Annotated in this window: 25 protein-coding genes; 10 read left to right on the forward strand and 15 right to left on the reverse strand. The window is 33.2% G+C overall.

Features of this window, described 5'->3' with window-relative positions; genetic code table 11:
- Nucleotides 1–119: 119 nt before the first annotated feature.
- Nucleotides 120–782: an ABC transporter ATP-binding protein gene (locus LXH21_RS00745; protein WP_239861894.1), complete on the reverse strand. Its 663-nt coding sequence runs from the start codon at nucleotides 780–782 to the stop codon at nucleotides 120–122.
- A 190-nt stretch (nucleotides 783–972) separates the two neighbouring features.
- Here LXH21_RS00745 and msrA point away from each other — a divergent pair, with 190 nt between their 5' ends.
- Together msrA and LXH21_RS00755 are read left to right on the forward strand one after the other, a co-directional pair.
- Entirely contained in the window at nucleotides 973–1,518 is a 546-nt protein-coding gene (gene msrA / locus LXH21_RS00750; RefSeq protein WP_239861895.1) for a peptide-methionine (S)-S-oxide reductase MsrA, read from the forward strand.
- A gap of 114 nt (nucleotides 1,519–1,632) precedes the next feature.
- Nucleotides 1,633–1,944 (forward strand): hypothetical protein, encoded by a 312-nt coding sequence (locus tag LXH21_RS00755; protein WP_239861896.1) that lies wholly within the window; start codon nucleotides 1,633–1,635, stop codon nucleotides 1,942–1,944.
- Nucleotides 1,945–1,947: 3 nt separating this feature from the next.
- On the opposite strand, the gene LXH21_RS00760 is transcribed toward LXH21_RS00755, so the two are convergent.
- Nucleotides 1,948–3,057, reverse strand: a complete 1,110-nt coding sequence (locus tag LXH21_RS00760; protein WP_239861897.1) for a lactonase family protein — start codon at nucleotides 3,055–3,057, stop codon at nucleotides 1,948–1,950.
- Nucleotides 3,058–3,396: 339 nt separating this feature from the next.
- Here LXH21_RS00760 and LXH21_RS00765 point away from each other — a divergent pair, with 339 nt between their 5' ends.
- The 4 genes from LXH21_RS00765 to LXH21_RS00780 are packed head-to-tail and all read left to right on the forward strand — an operon-like array spanning nucleotide 3,397 to nucleotide 7,584.
- Complete coding sequence (locus tag LXH21_RS00765; RefSeq protein WP_239861898.1) at nucleotides 3,397–5,325, forward strand: vWA domain-containing protein; 1,929 nt, start codon at nucleotides 3,397–3,399, stop codon at nucleotides 5,323–5,325.
- 18 nt (nucleotides 5,326–5,343) lie between these two features.
- On the forward strand, nucleotides 5,344–6,603 hold the full coding sequence (locus tag LXH21_RS00770; protein WP_239861899.1) for a dihydroorotase: 1,260 nt from the start codon (nucleotides 5,344–5,346) through the stop codon (nucleotides 6,601–6,603).
- Nucleotides 6,603–6,929: a hypothetical protein gene (locus LXH21_RS00775; protein ID WP_239861900.1), complete on the forward strand. Its 327-nt coding sequence runs from the start codon at nucleotides 6,603–6,605 to the stop codon at nucleotides 6,927–6,929. Before LXH21_RS00770 ends, LXH21_RS00775 begins: the two co-directional genes overlap by 1 nt.
- Nucleotides 6,930–6,933: 4 nt before the next feature.
- Nucleotides 6,934–7,584: an alpha/beta hydrolase gene (locus tag LXH21_RS00780; protein ID WP_239861901.1), complete on the forward strand. Its 651-nt coding sequence runs from the start codon at nucleotides 6,934–6,936 to the stop codon at nucleotides 7,582–7,584.
- 182 nt (nucleotides 7,585–7,766) lie between these two features.
- On the opposite strand, the gene LXH21_RS00785 is transcribed toward LXH21_RS00780, so the two are convergent.
- The 10 genes from LXH21_RS00785 to LXH21_RS00830 all read right to left on the reverse strand — a co-directional run bounded on the left by LXH21_RS00785 (nucleotide 7,767) and on the right by LXH21_RS00830 (nucleotide 18,461).
- The gene (locus LXH21_RS00785; protein WP_239861902.1) at nucleotides 7,767–8,477 is read right to left on the reverse strand and encodes a thioredoxin family protein; all 711 of its coding nucleotides are present in this window, start codon (nucleotides 8,475–8,477) and stop codon (nucleotides 7,767–7,769) included.
- 11 nt (nucleotides 8,478–8,488) lie between these two features.
- Nucleotides 8,489–9,055: a TlpA family protein disulfide reductase gene (locus LXH21_RS00790; RefSeq protein WP_239861903.1), complete on the reverse strand. Its 567-nt coding sequence runs from the start codon at nucleotides 9,053–9,055 to the stop codon at nucleotides 8,489–8,491.
- Between the two features lie 230 nt (nucleotides 9,056–9,285).
- Entirely contained in the window at nucleotides 9,286–9,795 is a 510-nt protein-coding gene (locus LXH21_RS00795; protein ID WP_239861904.1) for a GNAT family N-acetyltransferase, read from the reverse strand.
- Nucleotides 9,796–9,896: 101 nt separating this feature from the next.
- Nucleotides 9,897–10,712 carry a DJ-1/PfpI family protein gene (locus LXH21_RS00800; RefSeq protein WP_239861905.1) on the reverse strand — a complete coding sequence of 272 codons (816 nt, stop codon included), beginning with the start codon at nucleotides 10,710–10,712 and terminating at the stop codon, nucleotides 9,897–9,899.
- Between the two features lie 52 nt (nucleotides 10,713–10,764).
- Nucleotides 10,765–13,086, reverse strand: a complete 2,322-nt coding sequence (locus LXH21_RS00805) for a TonB-dependent receptor (RefSeq protein ID WP_239861906.1) — start codon at nucleotides 13,084–13,086, stop codon at nucleotides 10,765–10,767.
- 627 nt (nucleotides 13,087–13,713) lie between these two features.
- A complete protein-coding gene (locus tag LXH21_RS00810; RefSeq protein ID WP_239861907.1) occupies nucleotides 13,714–14,382 on the reverse strand; it encodes an ATP-binding cassette domain-containing protein in 669 nt (222 codons plus the stop codon).
- The gene (locus tag LXH21_RS00815; RefSeq protein ID WP_239861908.1) at nucleotides 14,375–15,922 is read right to left on the reverse strand and encodes an ABC transporter permease/substrate-binding protein; all 1,548 of its coding nucleotides are present in this window, start codon (nucleotides 15,920–15,922) and stop codon (nucleotides 14,375–14,377) included. Before LXH21_RS00815 ends, LXH21_RS00810 begins: the two co-directional genes overlap by 8 nt.
- Before the next feature lie 118 nt (nucleotides 15,923–16,040).
- Nucleotides 16,041–16,652, reverse strand: coding sequence for a WG repeat-containing protein (locus tag LXH21_RS00820; RefSeq protein ID WP_239861909.1), 612 nt, complete (start codon nucleotides 16,650–16,652; stop codon nucleotides 16,041–16,043).
- 531 nt (nucleotides 16,653–17,183) lie between these two features.
- Complete coding sequence (locus LXH21_RS00825) at nucleotides 17,184–17,684, reverse strand: hypothetical protein (RefSeq protein WP_239861910.1); 501 nt, start codon at nucleotides 17,682–17,684, stop codon at nucleotides 17,184–17,186.
- A 12-nt stretch (nucleotides 17,685–17,696) separates the two neighbouring features.
- The gene (locus LXH21_RS00830) at nucleotides 17,697–18,461 is read right to left on the reverse strand and encodes an MBL fold metallo-hydrolase (protein WP_239861911.1); all 765 of its coding nucleotides are present in this window, start codon (nucleotides 18,459–18,461) and stop codon (nucleotides 17,697–17,699) included.
- Nucleotides 18,462–18,559: 98 nt separating this feature from the next.
- Between LXH21_RS00830 and LXH21_RS00835 the strand changes: the two genes are divergently transcribed.
- The 3 genes from LXH21_RS00835 to LXH21_RS00845 all read left to right on the forward strand — a co-directional run bounded on the left by LXH21_RS00835 (nucleotide 18,560) and on the right by LXH21_RS00845 (nucleotide 21,648).
- Nucleotides 18,560–20,020, forward strand: coding sequence for a TonB-dependent receptor (locus LXH21_RS00835; RefSeq protein WP_239861912.1), 1,461 nt, complete (start codon nucleotides 18,560–18,562; stop codon nucleotides 20,018–20,020).
- A 72-nt stretch (nucleotides 20,021–20,092) separates the two neighbouring features.
- Complete coding sequence (locus LXH21_RS00840) at nucleotides 20,093–21,034, forward strand: hypothetical protein (RefSeq protein ID WP_239861913.1); 942 nt, start codon at nucleotides 20,093–20,095, stop codon at nucleotides 21,032–21,034.
- Nucleotides 21,031–21,648, forward strand: coding sequence for a hypothetical protein (locus tag LXH21_RS00845; protein WP_239861914.1), 618 nt, complete (start codon nucleotides 21,031–21,033; stop codon nucleotides 21,646–21,648). Before LXH21_RS00840 ends, LXH21_RS00845 begins: the two co-directional genes overlap by 4 nt.
- A gap of 74 nt (nucleotides 21,649–21,722) precedes the next feature.
- On the opposite strand, the gene bcp is transcribed toward LXH21_RS00845, so the two are convergent.
- Nucleotides 21,723–22,175: a thioredoxin-dependent thiol peroxidase gene (gene bcp, locus LXH21_RS00850; protein WP_239861915.1), complete on the reverse strand. Its 453-nt coding sequence runs from the start codon at nucleotides 22,173–22,175 to the stop codon at nucleotides 21,723–21,725.
- A 236-nt stretch (nucleotides 22,176–22,411) separates the two neighbouring features.
- Between bcp and LXH21_RS00855 the strand changes: the two genes are divergently transcribed.
- Complete coding sequence (locus tag LXH21_RS00855; protein ID WP_239861916.1) at nucleotides 22,412–23,062, forward strand: endonuclease III domain-containing protein; 651 nt, start codon at nucleotides 22,412–22,414, stop codon at nucleotides 23,060–23,062.
- 59 nt (nucleotides 23,063–23,121) lie between these two features.
- Here LXH21_RS00855 and LXH21_RS00860 read toward each other — a convergent pair whose 3' ends face one another.
- A complete protein-coding gene (locus tag LXH21_RS00860) occupies nucleotides 23,122–23,265 on the reverse strand; it encodes a hypothetical protein (RefSeq protein ID WP_239861917.1) in 144 nt (47 codons plus the stop codon).
- A 51-nt stretch (nucleotides 23,266–23,316) separates the two neighbouring features.
- Nucleotides 23,317–23,904, reverse strand: a complete 588-nt coding sequence (locus LXH21_RS00865; RefSeq protein ID WP_239861918.1) for an RNA polymerase sigma factor — start codon at nucleotides 23,902–23,904, stop codon at nucleotides 23,317–23,319.
- Between the last annotated feature and the right edge of the window lie 584 nt (nucleotides 23,905–24,488).

Here is a 24,488-nt window from a genome sequence, read left to right on the forward strand (position 1 = left end):
TATTGCAGTTTGGGGTTAATTTATTAAGAGCCTTTTCTCGAAAAACGCATGTAAACCTAAAACTATTTAACTAAACCATAATCATCTAGCCATTTTAGTATTTAATTATAGAACAATCTCTAGCTAACAATAATTCCGTCGGACATTATTAATTTTCTATCGGCCATATTTGCAAGTTCTTCGTTATGTGTTACGATCACAAAAGTCTGACCGAACTCATCACGCAACTTAAAGAACAGCTGGTGTAAATTTTCAGCAGAAACGGTATCTAAATTTCCAGATGGTTCATCTGCAAAAATTACAGCAGGTTTGTTTATCAATGCTCTTGCTACAGCGACACGTTGTTGTTCTCCGCCTGAAAGCTCATTAGGTTTGTGGTTGATTCTATGTGATAAACCTAAATAATCTAACAATCTTTTGGCTTCAATTTCTGTTTCCTTTTTAGGTTTATTGGCGATAAAGGCCGGAATGCAAACATTTTCTAAAGCTGTAAATTCAGGTAAAAGCTGATGAAACTGAAAAATAAAACCTAAATTAAGGTTGCGAAATTTAGATAAATTTTTATCATTCATCTCTAAAATTGATTCTCCATTGATCATTAGAGAAGCTTCTTTTTGTGTAGCCGGATGATCTAGCGTGCCTAATATTTGCAGCAGCGTTGTTTTACCAGCACCAGATGCACCCACAATCGATACAATCTCACCTTTTTGGATATGCAGATCTACTCCCTTTAAAACTTGAAGTTGATCGTAATATTTATGTAAATTTTTAGCTTGAATCATTTGAATCCGTTTCAGCAAAGAAACAAAGATTTTATAGATTAACCATTCTTTTTAAGATCATAAAAGATAAATTTTAGTTAAAAACAACCTGTAAAAACTCTAGAATGAACTAAATTTGATTAAAATTAAATAACCCATTATAATCCTTAATTGCAGACTAATATTAGTTGTTTGTAATAACTTAACTATCATGAACGAAAATATAAAAAACGAAATTGCTATTTTTGGTGGAGGTTGCTTCTGGTGTACTGAAGCCGTATTTTTGCAACTTAAAGGTGTGACATCTGCCCTACCTGGATATATTGGCGGATTTAACCCAAATCCTACGTACAAAGAAGTTTGCACTGGTGAAACAGGCCATGCCGAAGCGATTCAAATTGATTTTAATCCAGATGAAATATCTTATGCTAAATTACTTGAGATATTTTTTGCTACACACGATCCGACTACATTAAACCGTCAAGGAAATGACATTGGTACACAATATCGAAGCGAAATATTTTATGTGAATGAAAATCAAAAAAAATTAGCTGAAGCATATATTGAATACTTGACAGAAGAAAAAATTTATCAAGATCCAATCGTTACTAAAATCTCCGAGAGTTCTACTTTCTACCATGCAGAAGATTACCACAAGAATTACTATAACGGTAATAAAGAGCAAGGTTACTGCTCTATGGTTATTACTCCAAAGGTGAATAAATTTCAAGAAAAATACAGTGACCTTTTAAAATAAAAGAAGGGACCTAATTGCATAAAAAAACCACAGTCAAAACATTTTATCGTTTTAACTGTGGTTTTTATATTTCAAATAATAAGTAACTTTAGCTTATCAAAAATTCTTATAACAATGAATGCTAAATTAAATAAACCCGCAATACAGCCTAATAAAATTTATTACCTACTGCTAAGTTTGCTATTTGATGGTATCGGAATGCTTTCTTTTACCATACCTTATCTAGGCGAATTCACAGATGTAATATGGGCTCCCTTATCTTGTTATATCATGGTAAAAATGTACCGAGGTAAAGTAGGTAAAATAGCAGGAATCATTGGGACTATTGAGGAATTAATTCCGTTTACCGATGTGATCCCTACGTTTACTCTCACTTGGTTGTACCACTTTTATATTCAGAAAAAAGGAACTTCAACTATAAAATAATGTTTAAATTTCGGTAAAAACCAAACATACTGGAGAACACAATTCGATCTTCTTACCGGTATCGGTTAATTTTCCTGTTTCTTTATCTCTTTTAAATATGATAACGGTGTTTGTATATTGATGACCAATTAATAAAAAATTACCTGTAGGGTCAATAGCAAAATTTCGAGGACCATCACCTTGAGTCGAAATTCGTTCTACAAATTCTAAGTTTCCGTTTTTTAATATTTTGAAGCAACTAATATCATTTGCAACTGCTCTATTGGTTGCATAAAGAAATTTTTCATCTGGCGAAATATGAATATCTGCTGCAGAAAATTCGCCCTCAAATCCAGGAGCCAATACAGTTTGCTCTTGTTTTAAGGAAAGTTTTCCTTTTTTGAAATTGAAGACAGATAAAGTTCCGTCCAATTCATGAAGTAAATATAATTTTTTTCCGTTTTTACTAAAAACGAAATGTCTTGGTCCACTACCCGACTTAATATCATTCGCAACTTTCAACTCTAAAGGTTTCTCTTCGTCAGCATTCACTACATAAGAATAGACTTTGTCACTTCCTAAATCTGTACCTAGTAAATATTTCTTATCTGGTGAAAATTGTACCATATGCAAGTGTGCTTTTTCTTGACGTACCACATTTGGACCTTTCCCAATATGCTGCTCCAACTGCTTTACTGCCGATAAACTTCCATCGTTGTTTTTTTCGAAAGCTGTGATACTTCCTCCACCATAGTTGGCAGTATAAACAAATTTGTCATCATCGGTAATGTAGCACGGATCTGCACTAGTCGTTTTTTGCTGGTTTAATAAATTCAATTTACCTGCTTTACTATCGTAACCAAATGCCGTGACGGCGCCATTTGCATTATCTGAATTTACAGTATATACAAATTTATTATCGCTTGATACCGTTAAGAAACTTGGATTAACGATCTTCTCAGATTCTGATCGGAATTTAAAATCTCCAGTTTCTGAATTGAATTCATAAATAGAGACTCCATTACTATCACATTGCGCATTAAAGGCACCGATAATTAAATTGTATTTGGTCGATTGTGCCTGCATAAAGAAGCCGCACAGTAAAAGCGGAACTACAGAAAGAGTTTTTCTCATTGTTTTTAATTTTTAGTAATGCTAAATTAAGCATTCCTAATTTATTTTATTGGTAAAAGGGCTCATTGAATTCTAAGTTAAGACATAAAAAACAGTTAAAGTTATTAGAATTTGGTTCGGCCTTTCTATTGATTTCTACTTTGAACAAACACTTGACTTTCTTAAATATTTGAAATAAAACCAACTAGATTCAAAATTCAGCTATAACATCTAGAAACAAGCGATTTCGATTGCATTTAAAAAAAGAACTTTTACTTATTCAAAACTCTTTTCAAATTTGTATTTTTGGAGAGTTGATTACACGCTTCCTTAGTTTTCGATAATAAAATGAAATAACAAATGCAATTTAAACATCCTGAACTATTATACTTTCTGTTTTTATTGATTGTGCCTATCTTGGTACATCTATTTCAATTGAGACGTTTTAAGAAAGAATACTTTACAAATGTTCGATTTTTAAAGGCTTTAACTATACAAACCCGTAAAAGTGCTACCATAAAAAAATGGTTACTTCTTGCCACCCGCTTACTCCTTTTGGCTTCTATAATTATCGCTTTTGCGCAGCCCTTTTTTGAAGCCACTGACAGTAAAAATAATTCGAACGAATTGTATGTAATTTTAGACAACTCTCTTAGCATGCAAGCTAAAGGACAGAAAGGCGAATTATTAAAACGTGCTGTTCAGGAGTTGCTGGAAAATATTCCTGAGGAAATTACATTTTCGCTTTTGACAAATTCGGAAACATTTTGGAACACTTCAAAAAAAGAAATACAGTCAGAATTGCAAAACTTAGACTATAGTGCTATCCCGTTTCAAGCGGAGTCATTACTTACACAAGTGCAAGCTCATAAATCAGTTTATAAAAAAGACATTATTATAATCACCGATGCAATAGGATTGGAGAAAAAGCAATTACAGATTATTAAAAAGGAAGATAATGCCTATTTTATTGTTCCGAAAGCGGAGCAAAAAAATAATATAGCCATCGATAGTGTTTATATCGAAGAAACATTAGAAAATTTCTATGATATTAGAGTCCGATTAACAAGCCAGGGAGATCCCAATCAAAAGAGTTCGATTGCGATTTATAATGGAACTAAGCTAATTGCAAAAACCGTAGTTACATTTGAACAGAATAAAAAAACGATCCCTTTTACTATTCCTAAGCAAGACTTTCATGGTAAGGTTTCTATCGAAGATAATGGACTAGCATTCGATAATGACTATTTTTTCACAATTTTACAACCCAAAAAAAATGCCGTTCTAAGTATTGGCGCTCTAGAAAAAAGCAATTTTTTAAGCCGTATATATACTGCAGATGAATTCAGTTATAGAAACAGTCTACTTTCTTCTTTAGATTATAATAGTATCGAAAAACAAGATGCAATTGTATTAAACGAAATTGAAACAATCCCAACCGCGTTGCAAACTACACTAAAATCATTTGTGCAAAAAGGCGGTAATTTAATTGTAATTCCTGCAGCCACAGCTGCAATCGGGAACATTAATGATTTTTTAAAACTTATTGGAAACATCCAATTGCAACCTTTGGCCAAAGTCGAAAAGCAAATTACTAAAATTAATTATGGACATCCTCTATTTACTTCAGTTTTTGAGGGTAAAGTAAGTAATTTTCAATATCCAAAAACTAATACAAATTTTGAAATTGTAAGTGGTAACTCTATCGCATTTTATTATCAAGATGGTAGTAGTTTCTTGACTTCAGTAATAAATCCCACTAATTCCGTTTCAGTGTTTTCGGCTCCCTTAAATAGTAGCAATTCAAATTTTCAGCAGTCGCCATTAATTGTCCCTGCTTTTTATAAAATGGCAACGATGCATGGCAATAATGCAATCAATGCGCGAATTATAGGAGATAGTGAGCCTTACTTAATAGAAGCAGAGTTATCCAAGGATGCTATTTTAAGTGTAGGTAATAAAGGTGAAGAATTTATCCCAACGCAACAAGCTATAAATGATAAAGTCAAATTGACCTTTAACGAATACCCAAACAAAGCGGGGAATTTTGAAATTTACAGCAAAAAAACTCCTCTAGAAAATATTAGTTTTAATTACAACCGAACTGAAAGCCAATACACTACCGCCAATGAAGCAAGTTTGGATGGGTACAAAACAGTAGAATCTATTTCTGCAGTGATCAGCCAGTTACAAACCGACCGAACAGACAGCGTGATTTGGAAATGGTTTGTTATCTTTGCACTGCTTTTTCTTTTGTTAGAAATGGCAATTATTCGATTTTTGAAATAAAAAAACAGCACTTATCCTATGAAAATTATCCTCAGAAACGCAAAAATTATCGACCCTCAAAGTACATTCGATACTCAAATTGTAGATATTTTAATTGAAGACGGTATACTTTCAAAAATAGGAACTTCACTCCCCAATCCCGATAACATCAAAGAAGTACAACTTGATAATTTGCATGTTTCACAAGGGTGGTTTGATTCAAGTGTATCACTTGGCGAGCCAGGTTTTGAAGATAGAGAAACCATAGGAAATGGTCTTAAAGTTGCTGCCAAGAGCGGATTTACAGCAATTGCTTTGCAACCCAACTCCTGTCCTGTAATAGATAATCAATCGCAGATCATGTTTGTAAAAAGTAAAGCTTATGGTAGCGCTACAGAACTTTACCCAATTGGTGCATTGACCAAGGGAAGCGAGGGAAAAGATATGGCTGAATTATTTGATATGAAAAATGCTGGAGCTGTAGCCTTCGGAGATTATAAAAAAAGTCAAGACAACGCCAATTTATTAAAAATAGCTTTGCAATACGTACAAGATTTTGACGGACTTGTAATCGCTTTTCCGCAAGATGAAAAGATTAAGGGGAATGGGGTCGTTAACGAAGGTGTAGTTTCTACCCGCTTAGGATTAAAGGGAATTCCAAATCTTGCTGAAGAATTACAAATAGCACGCAATTTATTTTTATTAGAATACACTGGTGGAAAAATGCATATCCCAACCGTATCTACAGCCAAATCGGTTCAAATGATTCGTGATGCAAAAGCCAAAGGTTTGCAGGTTACTGCCAGTGCAGCGGTTCACAATTTGGTTTTTACCGATGAGAAATTAGAAGAATTTGATAGTCGCTACAAGGTAAGCCCACCATTAAGAACTGATATTGACCGCAAAGCTTTGCTAGAGGGTGTTCTGGACGGAACTATAGATATAATCACAACAGATCACAACCCAATTGACATAGAACATAAAAAAATGGAATTTGATTTGGCAAAAAGCGGAACTGTAGGTCTCGAAAGTGCATTTGGTGCTTTGCTAACTATTTTGCCTCTAGAGGTCGTAATCGATAAATTAACCTCAGGAAAAGAACTTTTTTCAGTTCCAACACACACAATTGCCGAAGGAGCAGTGGCTAATTTAAGTTTATTTAATCCTGAAGGAAAAAATACTTTTAGCACTGCAAATATACTTTCAAAGTCAAAAAATTCTGCTTTCTTAGGAATGAAAACTAAAGGAAAAGCATACGGAATTTACAATCAAGGACAATTAATCTTAGGAGAATCATAATGAACGCATCTGTAGAGAAAGGCAAATCTGCCGCAATAGCAAGTTACATTTTAGGAATTGGCGTATTTATCGCCATGTCGATGAATGCAGAAGACAAAAACACTTTTGCTTCCTTTCATATTCGACAAGGGTTAGGATTAACACTTACCTTTATCTCCCTTGGACTAATCATTAGTAATTTTGACAATTTAATGATCTCGTCCTCCATGTGGATTTGCGTCTTTGTACTGTGGTCTTACGGCATTGCAACCGCTATAAAAGGCGAAACAAAACCAGTTCCATTACTTGGTGATCTTTACCAAAAATGGTTTATCTCAATCACATAATAACATGAAATTATCTTTAGAATACCTCATCAGAGAACCAAAAACAAAACTTGATAAAAATCCGTTAATCCTGTTACTGCATGGTTATGGAAGCAACGAAGCCGATTTATTTTCCTTTGCATCAGAACTTCCAGAGGAATATTACATCATTTCGGCGCGTGCACCTTATGACATGCAATATGGCAGTTATGCCTGGTATGCTATTAATTTTGATGCTGACGAAAATAAATTTTCTGACCTAGTTCAAGCGCGCGAATCTCGTGATCTAATTGCAAACTTCGTTGAAGAATTGATCGCTAATTATCCTATTGACAAAGACAACATTAGCTTACTCGGCTTTAGTCAAGGTGCTATATTGAGCTATGCGATTGCATTATCACATCCTGAAAAAATCAAAAACATCATTGCATTAAGCGGTTATGCCAATGAAGAAATCATGGAAGAAAATTACGCAAATAATGATTTTAGCAACTTACGTATTTTCCATTCTCATGGAACGGTAGATCAAGTAATTCCAATCGAATGGGCTCGCAAAACGGGTCCGTTTTTGAAAAATTTAAATATTGACGCCACTTACAAAGAATACCCAGTAGGGCACGGAGTAGCACCGCAAAATTTCTTTGATTTCAAAAATTGGTTGACAGAAAGCAAATAATTTGGGCGTGCCCCGAAGAAAAATCGGGTCGGGCTTTCGGCTATATCTCTCCGTTTCACTGCGAGGATACCGCCTCTATCCCTCACGCAAACAGCAGAAAATAATCACATTATACATAAAAAAAGAGCTTTACATTTATAAGATGTAAAGCTCTTTTAGTTTATTTAAAGTGTAAATTATATTTAATTAGTACTTGCTTTAACTGGACATCCGATGGCTTTGGTGAAATTTGGACTTACTTCTTTTCCACTCTCAATCGCGTTGATGGCATTTTCTACATATTTTACTTTTGCATCAGCTGCCGATCTTGCATTGTCATCAATCGTCCCAATATATTTTACAACTAACTTTTTATCTAATAAAAATACATGTGGTGTTCTTAAAGCACCATATTTAGGATATACTTTTTGACCTTCATCAACCAAATATGGAAAAGTAAATCCTTTCTCTTTAGCTCGATTTTGCATCGCTTCATATCCTTCACTAGAATTTTCTGGACTATTAGGATTAATTGCAATTACAGGATATCCTTTTGGTGCATACTCATTGTTCAATGCAATCAAACGATCTTCGTACATTTTTGCAAAAGGACACTCATTACATGTAAAAACTACAACGAATCCCTTCGCATTTTTATAATCTTTTAATGAAACCATTTTACCATCAACATTTTTAAGTGCAAAATCTGAAGCCGTATCTCCAATTTTATATCCTTTCATTTCTGCTAAGGTTTCATTTTGCTCTGGGCTTCCACCACCACCTGGTTTTCCGTTTGGTGGGCCGTGTCTTTTATCGCCTTTGCTATCTGTAGTTTGCGCAATACTGCTTTGGCAAAAGAAAAACATACTTAATGCAATTGAAGCTAACGCTATTCTAAAAACTTTTTTGTTCATGATACTTTGTTTTATTTTTGTGTTATTGTATTATTCATTGCTTGTTCCAACTCCAAGACGCTTTGAAAATCTTTCTCATGATATGACCGATTATTATCATTATATATGATCGTAAAAGGAATTGATCCAGACCATTGTGGATCTATTTTATTAATCCAACTATTCGCATCTGGATCATCTAATACAACGACTTTTGAAGTAATTTTTTTTCGAACTAAAAATGGTATTAATTTAGTATTGATATCTTCGGGAAAATCCATACTAACAAGTAATAATTCGACATTTGAATTGTTTTTTGCATATTCTTCCAGATAGGGGAGTTCTTTTACGCAAGGTGCACACCACATTGCCCAAAAGTTCACAATTTTTATTTTATCACTTTTTTTATGCAAAAGTGGTTCAAGTTCGTCAAAATTATAAACTAAAATAGGAGTGTTTTTCTTTACTGTATCGGATAGCTTTTGATTTACTATTATTTGTTCAACCTTGTCAAAGGTAATTTCCCGTTTCATTTCTTTCGAATGCACTGCATTAGCAGTTAGTAAACAAATTAAAATTAATCCCAGATAACGAATCATAATAAAAATTTTTAGGCATTAGAATTTATCGCCTATTTACTTAGACGAAGGAACATTTGGATTCATTCGATTCAATTTAAAATAAATATAGTATTTTATTAATCACTAATTTAATTAATTGATTTACAAGTAACTAAATATCATTAAACATCAAAACTTCATTCGAAGTCGCTAATAAAGCTTACAAAGCAGTAAAATTAATTGTGCTTATTAACAAATTATTTATCTTGCTATTTGATAAGCACTTTTTCGTATGCTCTTCTGGGGCTGCCTCTAAAATAGACTTCACCACAGTGTTGATAATCAAATTTTTTAAATAAGGCGATCATTGCTTGATTATCAAAATTAGTATCAGCTTTAATGCTGTAGATTTTACTATTTATTGCAAACTCTTCAATAAACTGTAGCAACTTTTTGGCTAAACCTTTACCTAAGTGATTCTCTGAAATAGCCACTCTGTGGAATACAATAAAATCGCCATTTGTCAACCACTTCCCCTCGATGTTTTGATATTCTGGTTCATCGTTAATGAGCAATGCCACGTAGCCAACAATCGTTTTCTCTTCAAGTAGAATATAAGCAGCATCTTTTAGAATATCATTTTGTATCACAGTGGGGTTGGGATAGCCATCTTGCCACTGATTGCTTCCGTCTGCTTTTCTGCGAGCAATTGCGTGCTGTAAAATGTTCCATATCTCAGGTATTTGTTCTGTTGATGCTTTTTGAAATTGATGATTCATGAGAGACTTTTTTATTATAAATTTGTGGGTATTCCAACATTAGCTACGAAGAAAAACCCCATTAATAGTAATTACTAATGGGGTATTTTTTTAAAACTGTTTCAATTAGATAATTGTTTCTCGTCGCTTTTTTTAATGTAGGGAAGAAAAAGAGAGTCATACATTTCTCTAACCATTTCAACTATGTCTGAATCTGTATTATGTTCGCTTCCGCCCTCAATAGGTGGTTTAGGATCATACTCTAGATCAAGCATTACAATTTTTGTATAATTGTCTCCCGCAATGTCGCGAACTATGGCCAAACTCATATCTATACCTGCAGACACACCTGCACTTGTCCAATATTTTCCACTGTTGGTATATCTTCTGTTGACAACATTAATATTAAATTTATCTTTCAAAAGTTTTTTTCCATACCAGTGCGTCGTAGCTTCTTTGCCATTTAACAATCCAGTTGCAGCAAGAATCCAAGCTCCAGTGCAAACACTGGCTGTGTATTTGGAAGTTTTATCAATCTCTTTGATCCAGTTTAATAAGACAGTATCTTTGGTCAAAGCATAGGTTTCATTCATACCGCCGGGAATTACTAATATATCTAACTGCTTTACGTCATCAATAGATTTTTCGCACTCTACCTTCATTCCGTTCATGGTAGTAATTATTCCTTTTTTTCTACCTACAAAAAAGACTTTCACTCCCATTAGAGCATTGAAAACATGAAACGGTCCCATTGCGTCCAAAACGGCATAGTTATCATACAACAGAATTCCCACTGTCTTGATAGGAACCTTTGGTTCTGGATACATTTCAGCCATTAATTGCTCATGGCTTTTGACGGGCTTTACAGTTTCTTCTTTTTTATTATTACACGATGCAACCAATAGCATCAATGCAAATGACATCATTATTTTTTTCATTGTTTAGTTTTAAAATAAAGAGCAATATATTATAGTACCTTAGATGTTTATATTAAAATTTTGTTGATAATGTAACTCCCAACATTCTTGGACTTCCTAATAAATAAGAACCATAACCCCAAGCCAAATAGCGAGCATCATTGAGATTGCGAACCCAAAAAGCAAGATCTACCTTTTTGCTGGTAACACCTACCCTAGTATTTATCATTCCATAACCCTCTTGACTTTCAGTATTTTCAAAATTTAACTGATATTCACCTAAGTAACGGTATTCACCTCGTATGAAAGCGATTATATTTTGTTTTGATTTTGTAAAAGGAATATTATATTGTACTGCTAACATAGATTGAAAATTTGGGTTGTAAATAGCCTTATTCCCTTTGTAATCCTTAACTGTAAATGTTATATTATCAAATAATTCTAATTTTTTATACTTGCTATTTGAGGTGCTTGCTGTCCATTCTACTTGTAAATTTTTTATAGGGATGGCTACAACTTCTGCTTCAATTCCTAAATTGTTCATATTCCCAACATTTAGCGTAGCATAATTTACACCATCACTACTAGTTGTAACTTGTTGGTCTTTTTGCTGAAAATAGAAAGCGGTAAGGTTTAGTTTTAATTTATTATTGAACAGATTGTTTTTACTTCCAACTTCATAATTATCTGACTTTTCTGGGTCAAAAATGGGATTATTTGTATTATTGAAATTAAAGCCCCCAATTCTAAATCCTTTTGTATAAGACGAATACAAAATTGAATTTTCGTTTATTTTATAATTCAAAATTAGTTTTGGAGTAAAAGCGTTAAAAGTCTTATCTACTTCGGTATCATCTGATAAGATTGTTTTAACATCGTCTTTTACCAAAGAGGAATTTTGGGTCAATGCCCTGTCCTCTACATCATATCTTACACCAAAGGTTACATCAAGCTTAGTAGTAAATTCATAAGTTGTTTGACCGTAAAAAGCTGCTCCTTTATTATTCCTCAATCCATTTGTAATTGTAGTGTAAGGCGCTGTAGAATCATACAAAGTATAATCTTCTTCATAAAAAGTATTATATACAGTTGTCGTTTTTTCGGCGAACAAATAAGAACCCACAGTCCATTTTAGCCTGCTATCACTGGCTGGCGACGAAAATCGAAATTCTTGAGTAAATTGTTTAGATTTTGTAGCATTTTGACCGCTGATTAATTTATCGGCAGTAAAATCGTAATCAAATTTTCCTGGAAACCATATTTCAAAATTGATTCCAGCCGTTATAGATGAAAAATTGAATTTTTCACCAAAGTAATTTATCGACATGGAGGTGTTAACATTACTCCTTTTTTCGGTATTATCATAATTACCAAATGCTTGATAAGGCTGTTCTAGTGCAATGCTTTTTGAAGTCACCCACGGGTACGCCCCTTTATCTGTATTCCCTTCCGAACGTACATTTAAGCCCATTGTCCATTTATCAGAGAATAAATATTTTAGTCCAAAGTTACCGCTGAGTGCTTTTCTACTGTCAAAATCTTTTGTATTTAGTGTTCCATTTTCATATATAGAACCGCGCTTGTTTAATTGCAGAGCCACATCCATAAATAATTTATCTTCAACCAATGGGGTATTAAAACCAAGACTATATCGTTGCTGTTCGTAATTCCCTAAATCTACACTAGCATATCCAGATGTATTGTTGGTTGGATTTTTGGTAACAACATTTAAAACACCACTAAATGAATTTCGACCGTATAACGTACCTTGAGGACCGCGAAGAATTTCTATTCTTTCGATATTATTAAAATTTAGAGGCGCAGAGTAAAAGTCAAATTGGTAAACGCCATCTACATACGTGGCTACTGCTTGTTCTGTTGTAAAGCCCATCGCGCCTCTAAAGTTGAGAAAATTAGATCCCGAACTGTTACCATGTTCAATCGTAAAAGCGCTAGGAGCTAGTGCTGTAATATCTGTAATATTCCACACTCGATATTCTTCCATTTTTTTTGCATTTAGCACCGTAACTGCTATTGGTGTCTTTTGCATGTTACTTTCTACTTTATCAGCAGTTACCACTACTTCTTCCAAAGATTGAGATTCATCAGACAATACTACAGCAACGTCTAAAATTTGGTTTCCAATTACAACTTGCTGGACTTTGGTCGCATAACCCAGTGCGCTAATTTTAAACTGATATTTACCCGAACTTAGAACTAGAGAAAAATTTCCTTCGGAATCTGCAACGGCTTTAGTAGAACTATTCAATACAGAGACCGTCGCATAACGAATTGCTTCTCCTGATTTTGAACGGACTGTGCCTTTAAGATTTTGAGCAAAACTGCTAGTTGCCCATAGACATAATAATACAGTAATGATATTTTTATATAGCATTGTGAGATTTGATTAAATTTATAAATATAATAGTGAGGCATATTACATAATAATGCCGCGATTCACTTTGAAGTAAGTGAATCAATCTGTGAACTGAGCATTCACAAAAAAATTATATTAAATTTAATTTTGGAGGTCGAAAAATCCCATCTAGATGTAAAAAACTAAATTGTAATAAAAAATTGCTAACAGGTTGGTTCCTTTTTTTGAAAAAATAGTGACTTTCTATTCTAGTGTAGACAGGTTGTATATAAATTGAAATTTCTATTTTTTCTTTCTGAGATTTCGGAATTTGCTTGCTTTCTTCATCTTCTGCTTTCTTCAACCTTTTAGAAAGTTGACAATTTCCTTGACATTTGTTAACTTTAATTTCTTTCTGCACGCACAGATTTGCGGCAATATATTGTTGGTTTACTTTAAAATCAATATAAATCCACATCTTGCTGAAAGGTTGCAAGAAGATGAGACTTACTAATACTATGACTGTTGTCTTTTTCAAATCGACTGCAAGTTAGATTTTTAATTTTATTTTATTTCACAATCTTACTTTTTTACAAGGTTAAATTATAAATAAATATATACTGATGCCATACAATTACAGTACATCACAAACTAAGGCAATTAAAGTTAAATGCTACTTACAATTTTCCCAGCATCCATATGAATAATTCGTGTTGCTAATATTTGAGCTTCAGCGGTATCGTGCGTTACCATGACAAAAGTAGTAAGGAACTTTTTATGGATTTTTTTTACTAGATCCTGAAGATTTGCTCGTGTCTCAGCGTCAAGAGCCGAAAAAGGTTCATCCATTAGTACAATTTCGGGCTGGTGTGCAATTGCTCTTAAAATACCTACTCTTTGACGTTGACCACCACTTAGTGCATCTGGAAATTTATCTAGAACTTCTTCATCCAAATCAACTAAAGGTAACAATTCTTGAATACGACGTCGGCAATATGCTTCATCGTACTTATTCAGTTTCAGACAATAACACATATTTTGATACGCGGTAAGGTGCGGAAAGAGAGCTCCTTCCTGAAGTACATATCCCATTTTTCTTCGCAATTGGTACATTTCCCATTGGATGCTATTTTTGCCAATAATTTCAATCTCTCCCCCATCTTGCGTAATCAGACCATTAATTAAACGTAATAAAGTAGATTTACCACACCCACTTCTACCGGTGAGACAAATAAATTCGCCTTTCTCTACCGTACAAGAGATGTTATTTAAAACGCTTTTGGCCCCATAGGAAAAGCTTACGTCTGTAAAACGTATAATCACTGAACTACTCATTTAGGTTGCTTTTTAAATGTTGAAGAAATAATTTTGCTACAGTTTGTGGGTCTTTCTTTTGTACTTCTACTTCATAATTTAACTGCATCATTTTTTGAGTAGTAATTTTTTGATTTAGCTGTGTTAGTAAATTCTCTAATTGTGGGAATCTTTCCAGCACTTCTTCTCTAACTACTATACCAGCTTCATAACTGGGGAAATAATTTTTATCATCTGTCAAGACTTTTAAATTAAGGGCTACAATTTTTGCATCTGTAGTAAAAGCATCAATAGCATTTACCTTTCCTTCTACCATGGCATTGTATCTTAAATTTATATCCATTTCATGAAGTGAAGCAAATTTGAAATTATATTTTTTGACCAATCCTTTGTAAGCATCAGAACGCTCGAAAAAATCAAATTCGGCTCCAAAATCGAACTGATTGCTATAATTGGCTAAATTCGAAAATGTATTAATATTAAATTTTTGAGCCAAACTATCTGGAATTGCAAGTGCATAAGTGTTATTAAATCCAAGTAATCCCAACCATTTCATATTGTAGTTCTCTTGATATTTCTTTTGCATGAGTGTAAAGTCGACCTGATTATTTGAAGGTAATTTTTCATTAAGTACATTCATCCACCCAGTTCCCGTATACTCTACATATAAGTCCAGTTCTCCATTGGTCATCGCAGGATGAATGTTTGTTGTTCCTCCACCAATTCCAAATTTTCTAATAACTTTTATATCTGTTTCATTCTCAATTAACTGTGCTATTATTTCACCCAATATAAATTGCTCACTAGTTGGTTTGGAAGCAACCGTAATTGTATTTGACTTATTTGATTGTGAAGGCCAGGTGTAAACTGCAGCCGCAAAAAGAACTACAAAAAGAACCACCATATTTAAATATACTATTCTTTTTTCTCTTTTTGAGGCGTTATTGCTTACCACTCTCACAAGCCTATTCTCAAAAACGCCTACCCATTGATCACTTAAAATAGCCATGAGCGACACTCCAAGTGAACCTGCCACAATCATAGGAGTGTTCATTGTGTTAAGCCCTCTAAAAATGGCTTGACCCAAACCTCCCGCTCCAATTAGCGCAGCCAGACCAGTCAGTGCTACAAGCATCACAGTGGTTATGCGCAACCCTGAAAGTATTGCTGGCAAGGATAAAGGCAAGTATATATCTTTGAAAAGCTGATACTTATTAGCACCCATTCCTTTAGCTGCTTCGACAATATCGGGTCGTACTTCAGCAAGGCCTGTATAAGTACTTCTCACCATAGGTAATAAGCCATACAGTAACAATACGATTAACGCATTTTTTAACCCAATTCCAACTAGCGGAATTAGCAAACCAAACATTGCAATTGATGGTATTGTATACAAAAAATTTACCAGCGGTAAAATAAATGTTCTCGATTTGGCCGAGTAGAAAACCCAGACACCCAATAAGAATCCAATTACAGTGGTTATTGCCAATGCACCAAAAGAAATTAATAGGTGCTCTGACAAAAGCTGCAGGAAATACTCTTTTCGATCGAGAAGTATCATAATGGAATTGTATATTATTTATGTAATGAAGTTGTCTTATGTGAAATGATGTCGTATCTAGTTCTAATCACACAAATTTTTAATTTAAATTAATGTAACAATAGAAACTACTGTAGTATTAGTACAGTTCTTTCCACTTTATCTTTTTCTGTATTTCCTCAAAGCTATAATCTCCAATTTGCAAAATTTCACCCTTTTCATTTATATAACCTTGCTGTTCACATGAAATTGAAAAATGATGACATCCACCTTCCTCTTCGTGATTACCCCAAGGTATTTTTTCACAATTTCGGCCAATTATTGCTTTGCCCTTATGAAACGATGTTACCATTTCAAATTGAGGTTGGATAATGATTTTACCGCTGCTATCTGCAAAACCAATTTTGTTTTGATCATCTACAATCCGTATTTTATTTTCTATAAGTCCATCAGGTGATGGTTCTCCTATAGAGGTATTATAAACTTTAAATAAGAGTTTTTCATTGATATCAATTGCACACCAGCCACTCTCATCCCTCATACTAAAAATCGCAAAATTCTCATAATCATTTCCATTAAATGAAAATATGTATTTAGAAGAATCGAGTTCTTTGACCATCTCCCCTTTTTCGTTAACAATATGATAAATAGACTTATAGTTTAAAATATCTTCCTCATATATTTTGAATTTCTTTTGCGCATTTGCAAAAGCGAACATAAACAGAATTACTGCTATAAAATAATTTTTCATTTTCTAATTTTCTTTATCACTATTATTTCCATTCTATCAAGACATCTATTTCAAATAGCAATATACCAAAAATAGCGCTAATGACTGTTTCATTTTATCACAGATTAATACTCTAATTGAAAGTTATGATTTAAATTTTTTGACTGGTTAAAAAAGTTTAGTGAAGTTATTATTTTACGAAGAGTGAAATTCTTGAAAATACGGCGCAGTAACGATAACTAGCATTTATAGAAACGTTAAAAATTTAGTGAACCAATTAAATTTATATAACGATATTTCATAATTACAAAAGGCTGCGTTAGGGATAGCAGTAAATAGCCCACAAACGAGCAAAGCGATAGCGGAGCTAGTTGAGGACTTGTAATGAATAGCCCGACACCCATAAAATAAGGGTAGTTACAATCTACTTTCCCTTATTTTATGGGTGGAACGCCCAAATTGATGAATTAACTGGTCTTTGAGAAAGCTATTGCTCAAAAAAAAGCTCTAAATACTAGACTACGTACTTAGAGCTTTTAGATAAATTGTTTATTATTTTTGGTATAAAAGGGACTGAATTACTTCAAAAGATAATGTTTGGTCCTCGTTTACAAAATACTTGAGCAATGCTTCGCCCCATATTTCGCCATCGCTATAATCGACTATAATCCATCGGTGATTGAGAATTTTAATTTTATTAATCACAAATTTATTAGCGCCTATTTGATCTTGACCCGTGTATGGATTTCCTTTTGGATTGGCATTTAAGTCCATTAATCGTTCTTTAACAAAAGGTATTAATTTTTCATACTGAATCATTTTTTCTTGATCGTCGCTATCGAAATAGTTTTGAGCATTTTCGTTATTGTCTAATGAAAAATAGTTAGCATCTGATAGTTTGGTGCTTACGGATGACAAACTGTCTTTTAACTTTTTGGTCACTCTTGTATAGCGTTCCTGCTCAAATTTAACTTCTGCGGCATAATAAGCGTAGGTAAAAATATTGGTAAGGACTAGTAGAATAAAAACATAGAGTAAAAATGATCTTTTCATTTCAAAATTTAATTATAAAGTGATTTCTAAATTATCGTAAGCCAGAAAAACATTTTCTGGTAATTTTTTTTGTACTTCTTCATGAAAACCCATCAAATGACTGATGTGTGTTAGGTAAGCTTTCTCAGGTTTAACCAATGCGATAAAATCTAAGGCATCTTGCAAACTAAAATGAGAGAAGTGATATTCTTCACGCAGCGCATTTACAACCAATACTTTTAAATCCTGCAGTTTTGCAATTTCTTTTTTTTCAATAGTTTTTATATCAGTCAAATAAGCAAAATCATCAATTCTATAACCAAAGACTTGAAGGTTTCCGTGCAAAGCATCAATAGGAATGATTTTTTTATCACCGATCATAAATGGAGCATCATTGTTCACTTCTATTGGCAGTACAGAAGGTGATCCTGGGTATTTATCTTCGGTTTTAAAAATGTAATCAAAACGCATTTTTATATTGTCGAGTACTCTTTTATGAGCATAGAATGGCATTTCACCCATTTTGAAATTGAAAGGGCGAATATCGTCTATACCCGCAGTATGATCTGAGTGCTCGTGTGTAAATAATATAGCATCGACTTTTTTGCAATTGGCTCTCAACATTTGCTGTCTAAAATCGGGTCCACAATCGATTACAAATGAGTTATCATCCCATCGAATCCAGATGGACACACGTAGCCTTTTATCTTTACTATCTGAGCTCAAGCAGACCGGATGATCACTACCAATAATGGGAATTCCTTGAGAGGTGCCGGTACCTAAAAAATTTACTATCAAATCTCTTTCATTTTTTTACAAAAATAACATTAAATCCCTTTCATTAGTTATCAATTTCATTAACTTTGTGACATATAAGCCAATTTTACATAAAAAAAATGGGTACTGAGATAAAATTAAAGGGTGACAAAGTCATCGAGCAAATACCTTCTATCAAGGACAAGGCGCTTCGCATCAATTTAAACGAAAATATTTACGGAACTTTTGCCGAAATCGGCGCTGGTCAAGAGACAGTTAGGCACTTCTTTAGAGCAGGTGGTTCATCTGGAACAATTGCAAAAGCAATGTCGGCTTACGACAAAGACTTTAGTGATGCTGTTTACGGTGATGAAGCTGATGGACGTTACGTAACCGAAAGTCGTCTTAAAAAAATGCTTTCGCATGAAGTTGGTTTGATTGAACACAGATTAAATCGAGAAAAACATCCTAACAAAATGTTCTTTAGTTATGCAAATACTGTCGCTACGATTGATTTTGCAAAACAATTTAAAGGTCACGGTTGGGTAGGAATTAGTTATCAGATTGAACCTGATGAGGATTATAACGAAATTATACTTCACATTCGTTTTAAAGAAACTGATGTTCGTTTGCAGCAAGAAACCCTTGGAATTCTAGGTGTAAATTTAATCTATGGTGCTTACTACAAATACAACGACCCAAAAAAGTTATTACGCTACCTATATGATCATCTAGACAAGGATCAATTGGAAATAGATACTATCAATTTTTCTGGACCTCGCTTTGCAGATGTCGACAATAGATTGATCAGCTTACAATTGGTAAAAAACGGAATGACAGATGCGGTAATGTTTAATCCACATGGGAAAAATATTTTGCCTGCTGCAATCTTATACAAGAAAAATATTCTTGCTCTAAGAGGTAGCTTTAGACCTGTAACCAAGGTTAATATGGATATGTACAAGAAATCCTTGAACATGTTCCTGCAAGAAAATAAAGTAGACGAAAAAAACACGCTGGTAATTTTTGAAATTACACTATCTAACCTGCGTTCTGATGGTGAAATTGATGAACGCGATTTTATGGACCGAGCGGAATTGCTTTGCGCTTTGGGACAAACAGTAATGATTTCGAATTTTCAAGAATACTATAAAGTGGTTGAGTACTTCTCTAATTATACCAAGGCTCGAATGGGACTTGCTATGGGAGTAAATAATCTAGTTGATATTTTTGATGAGAAATATTACCGTCATTTAAGTGGTGGCATTTTGGAAGCTTTTGGAAAATTATTTTTCCGTGATATGAAAGTTTTTCTATACCCAATGCTTGATGAAAATGGTGAGATCGGAACTTCACAAAATTTAAAAGTACATCCAAGAATGAAAGAGCTGTACAAGTTCTTTAAATTTAATGGTAAGGTTATTGATATTGAAGACTATGATCCAGATAACTTAACTGTTTTCTCGAGAGAAGCTCTTAAAATGATTCAAAATGGAACACCAGGATGGGAACGTATGTTGCCAGACGGTATTCCTGAAATCATTAAACAAGGACAATTATTTGGATATGAATCTACCCCATTCATTGAAGAGAAAAATTAGTTGATTACCAAATAAAAGCAAGCGTATTTATTACTCTTGCTTTTACATTATTATAATTTTTGGATATTAATAGTGTCCATAGCCCAAAAAAAAAGTATTCTGAAAACCTACAGCCTACACCGACTTTATTTACTAACGTTATTCTTTGTATTGACCTCCTTTTGTTCATTAGCAAAAAGTGTATCATCACCCCCGATTGATAGCACTGCTATAAAAGAACGATTGGAACTACAGTTGATGGCGGAATTTACCAACAATCCAATCGTAACTTCTTATGAGACTAAACGTGATACTGTGCTATCAAAAAAGGTTATCTATGAAGAAAAAATAAATTCCATTGTAACTTATAAGATATATCACGACGGAACAATTAATAAAATCATTCCTTCACTAATTGCAAAGCAATTCGAAAATAAGTACCGTTACATCTACGTGGATTCAAAAGGATATAAACACAATTTAGGTGATTTTACTATCCACAGAACTCAAGTCTATCGAGGCGAACCGGGAGAAATGATCAACCTTATTGACTTAGAAGAAGTGCCTAAATCCTACAAAAAAGGGACTCACCAATATCATTTTATTATGGATTCTCCACGCTCTTTTGTAAACGAGCAAACATTGGCTAGCTTCTTTGGAGCAATGTTGGAAGTAAATTACCTTGATATTGGATGTAATGGTTTCAGTCACGAAGATGGGTCGTCTCGACCTAGTAGAAGTCATATTAACGGTATTAATGGTGATTTTAAATACCTTCGAACTGATAAATCAATCGAATGCGGATCAGGCACAAGCCTAAACCTTATCAAGGAACCACAAGCTTTGGATTTTGACAGACAAAACAAATGGAATGATGCTTTGTACAAGTTTGGTTGGAAAGGAATGCTGGGCTGGACAGTTACGATTGACAATGAAACGAAGTATCTGAATAACATCACTCACAAAACGAGTAATCACTACCACCACTTGCACGTTCAAGAATACGAACCTGAAATAAACGAAATCCAACAATGAAAAAAATTATCTTTTTTATCCTGACTCTAGTGTTTTTTTCTTGTAAAAAAGAAACTGCAGAGTCAACACCATCTGAAATAGCGACTACTAAGTCTGATAGTATTGTATATGCAACTAGTGATTTTGAACCGCATTTAAAATTTGATTCTGAATTAGTCGAATATGATCTTACTGGTCTTAAAGACCCGAAGAATTTTACAGCGCAAGAACTTGCTTTTAAAGTCAAAGAAAACGATTATAACTTTAACAAGTCAGCCGATTTTAAATATTACACAACTGATACATTCGATTTAAATGATGTAAAATATGAAATTATTGCCTACTCTACTTATGGTGAGAATGATGCAAAAGTAGCAAATCTACAGTTGAATAGTTATGTGTCAAACAAGCAAGTTGATGCTGTCTTACTAGATTGCAGGTTTACATTTGAAATAGAATATTATCGCCACTTTGAAATTAAGAAAGATGGAAGCATTATCATTAAAAAGTTTGCAATCGACGGTTTGCGATATAATGAAGCAGGAGACATTATTGGTAAGAAAGCAGTGAAAGATACTGTTACCGATATTGCCAAATATAAAATTAATACCAAAGGTCAATTTATAAAGTATTAATTTTCATGACTTGAAAGCATAAAAAAAGTTCTAAGATATTTTTAGAACTTTTTTTATGGAATATAACGAAACTCTTATTTTAAAATTTGAGCCGCATGTTCTTTTGTTTTCACTTTTTCGATAACCTCCTCTATAATTCCGTTTTCATCAATTATAAATGTCGTTCTATGTATTCCGTCATATTCTTTTCCCATAAATTTTTTGGGTCCCCATACTCCAAAGGCTTCGATAACTTTTTTATCTTCATCAGCTAATAACGGAAAAGGAAGTTCGAATTTTTCTTTAAACTTGGTTTGCTTGGCGGCAGAATCGGCGCTTACTCCTATTAAAGCATAATTCTCTGCCTCGAATCGTGCAAAATTATCTCTTAAATCGCAAGCTTCTGCTGTACAACCCGGTGTACTCGCTTTAGGATAAAAGAATACCACCAATTTTTTTCCAGCATAATCTGCTAACGTATGCGCAGTACCATCTTGATCAATTCCAGAAAAATCTGGAGCTTTATCACCTTGTTTTAATGTTGTCATTTTTATTTTTTTTAGTCTCTATTTATGGAGTAGTTACGGCAATTTTTAAAAATTGAATATGGATTATTGCCAAAATCCTTTCTAATTATCTACTTCAAACAATAGTTTATAAATTCGAAATAAATCAAATTACTATTGTTCTAATTATGCATTATTAATTAATGTTGCTTTTCGTTTATTGGAATTGACTTTCAATGTAAAAAGCGGTATTTTTACTTTTTTATAAAACTACAAAAATGACCAAGCAAGAACGCGTTACATTTGTTATAAATACGTTAAAAGAATACTACCCTTCCATTCCAGTACCATTAGACCATAAAGATCCATATACACTTTTGATAGCGGTATTGCTATCTGCACAATGTACTGATGTACGTGTCAATCAAATTACACCGCTACTTTTTGCCAAAGCAGACAATCCTTATGATATGGTTAAATTGAGTGTTGAAGAGATTAAAGCTATTATACGCCCTTGTGGACTTTCGCCTATGAAGTCTAAGGGAATTTACGGATTGTCGCAAATTTTAATTGATAAACATGGTGGTGAAGTTCCGCAAAGTTTTGAGTATTTAGAGGAATTACCCGCTGTAGGTCACAAAACTGCAAGTGTGGTAATGTCGCAAGCATTTGGCGTACCTGCATTTCCTGTAGACACACACATACATCGCTTAATGTATCGGTGGAATTTGACCAACGGAAAAAATGTACAACAAACAGAAAAAGATGCTAAACGTATTTTTCCTGAAGAGACTTGGAATGATTTGCACTTACAGATGATTTGGTACGGGAGACAATTCTCACCAGCAAGAGGATGGGATTTGGAGAAAGATATTATTACCAAAACAATTGGTCGCAAAACAGTTTTAAATACTTATTATAAAAAATAAAAACTTCACTTACTTGAGCGATCAAATAAGTGAAGTTTTAAAAAAAAATAAAACAAATCTTAGTTAGAAATTATTTCAAAATTATTCTCATTCCCCTTCATAATTGTCAAAGCTTTTGAATAATTTAATAAAAAAGAGATAATTTCTTTTTTTGGTTTCATGCCCTTTGGAGCATGATTTTTCTTAGAGTAAATTTTTGCCATAACGTTATATAATATCTTTATACTACAACGAGGCATTTTATTTAATATTGTTTAATTGGTCAAAACAATTTGATGTTTTTCAATTACTTTTCTCAAATTTAAAAGTGCATATCTCATTCTCCCCAGAGATGTATTGATACTTACACCTGTAACTTCGGCAATTTCTTTAAAACTCATATCTTGATACATGCGCATCAGCAATACTTCTTTTTGATCTTGAGGTAACTCTTCTAAAAGTCGACGAACATCATCTTCAACTTGCTCACTTATGATTTGTGACTCTATATTTGGAGAATCATCAGACATGATTGAAAAGATAGAAAAGCTTTCTGTTTCACGAAACATTGGCATTTTTTTATTTCTTCTAAAATGATCAATAATCAAATTATGAGCGATACGCATAACCCACGGAAGGAATTTTCCCTCCTCGTTATATGAATCATTTTTCAATGTCTTGATTACTTTAATAAAAGTATCTTGAAAAATGTCATTGGATATATCTGCGTCTGCAATCTTGGAGTATATAAATCCGTATATTCTTGATTGGTGTCTTTTGATTAATATTTCCAAGGCTTTTTCGTTCCCTGTTACATAATCTTTAACCAATAAAGCATCTGTTTGTTCTATAATAGTAGCCATATATAATACTTCTTAGTGTCTTGAAATTCTGAGTAATTTTCTAAAAAAGTATTTTTGTAGTATAGGCTAGTGCTTTTATTATGTTAAATATTGCAACAAATTTAACAATTATTAATTATAAAAAACAAATTATTGCAATTAAATATTTTTCTTTAAATGTATTAGGCTGTCAAATTGAGATTAAAGATTTATAGTTTAACTCTAAACAGATTCAATATAATTTTTCAAAAGTAAATAAAATAAAGGCAAAAGGAGCACATTACATGGAAACTCTCCTCTTGCGATTATTAAATACCTCCTGTTCAAATGTTTAAATTTTATTGAATTTGATATATAGTGTAAGACGACATTAGTACGTCTATTCATTTATCTTCCTTTTCTACCTTCTTGATTCGAAAATATTTTCGATTTAAAAATGCTAGTTTCACTTTATCATCAATCGGTTTAGGGTAGCATTTGATCTAATTTAAACCCATCATATCCTCAATAAATTAGGTAAACTTGTTCTTTAATCTGTACATGATAGTACTGTTAGTTTTGTAAGACGAATAAATGAACTCTAGAATTTCAATAGGGCTAATTTT

The sequence above is a fragment of the Flavobacterium algicola genome (assembly GCF_022399565.1).
Lineage (GTDB): Bacteria > Bacteroidota > Bacteroidia > Flavobacteriales > Flavobacteriaceae > Flavobacterium > Flavobacterium algicola.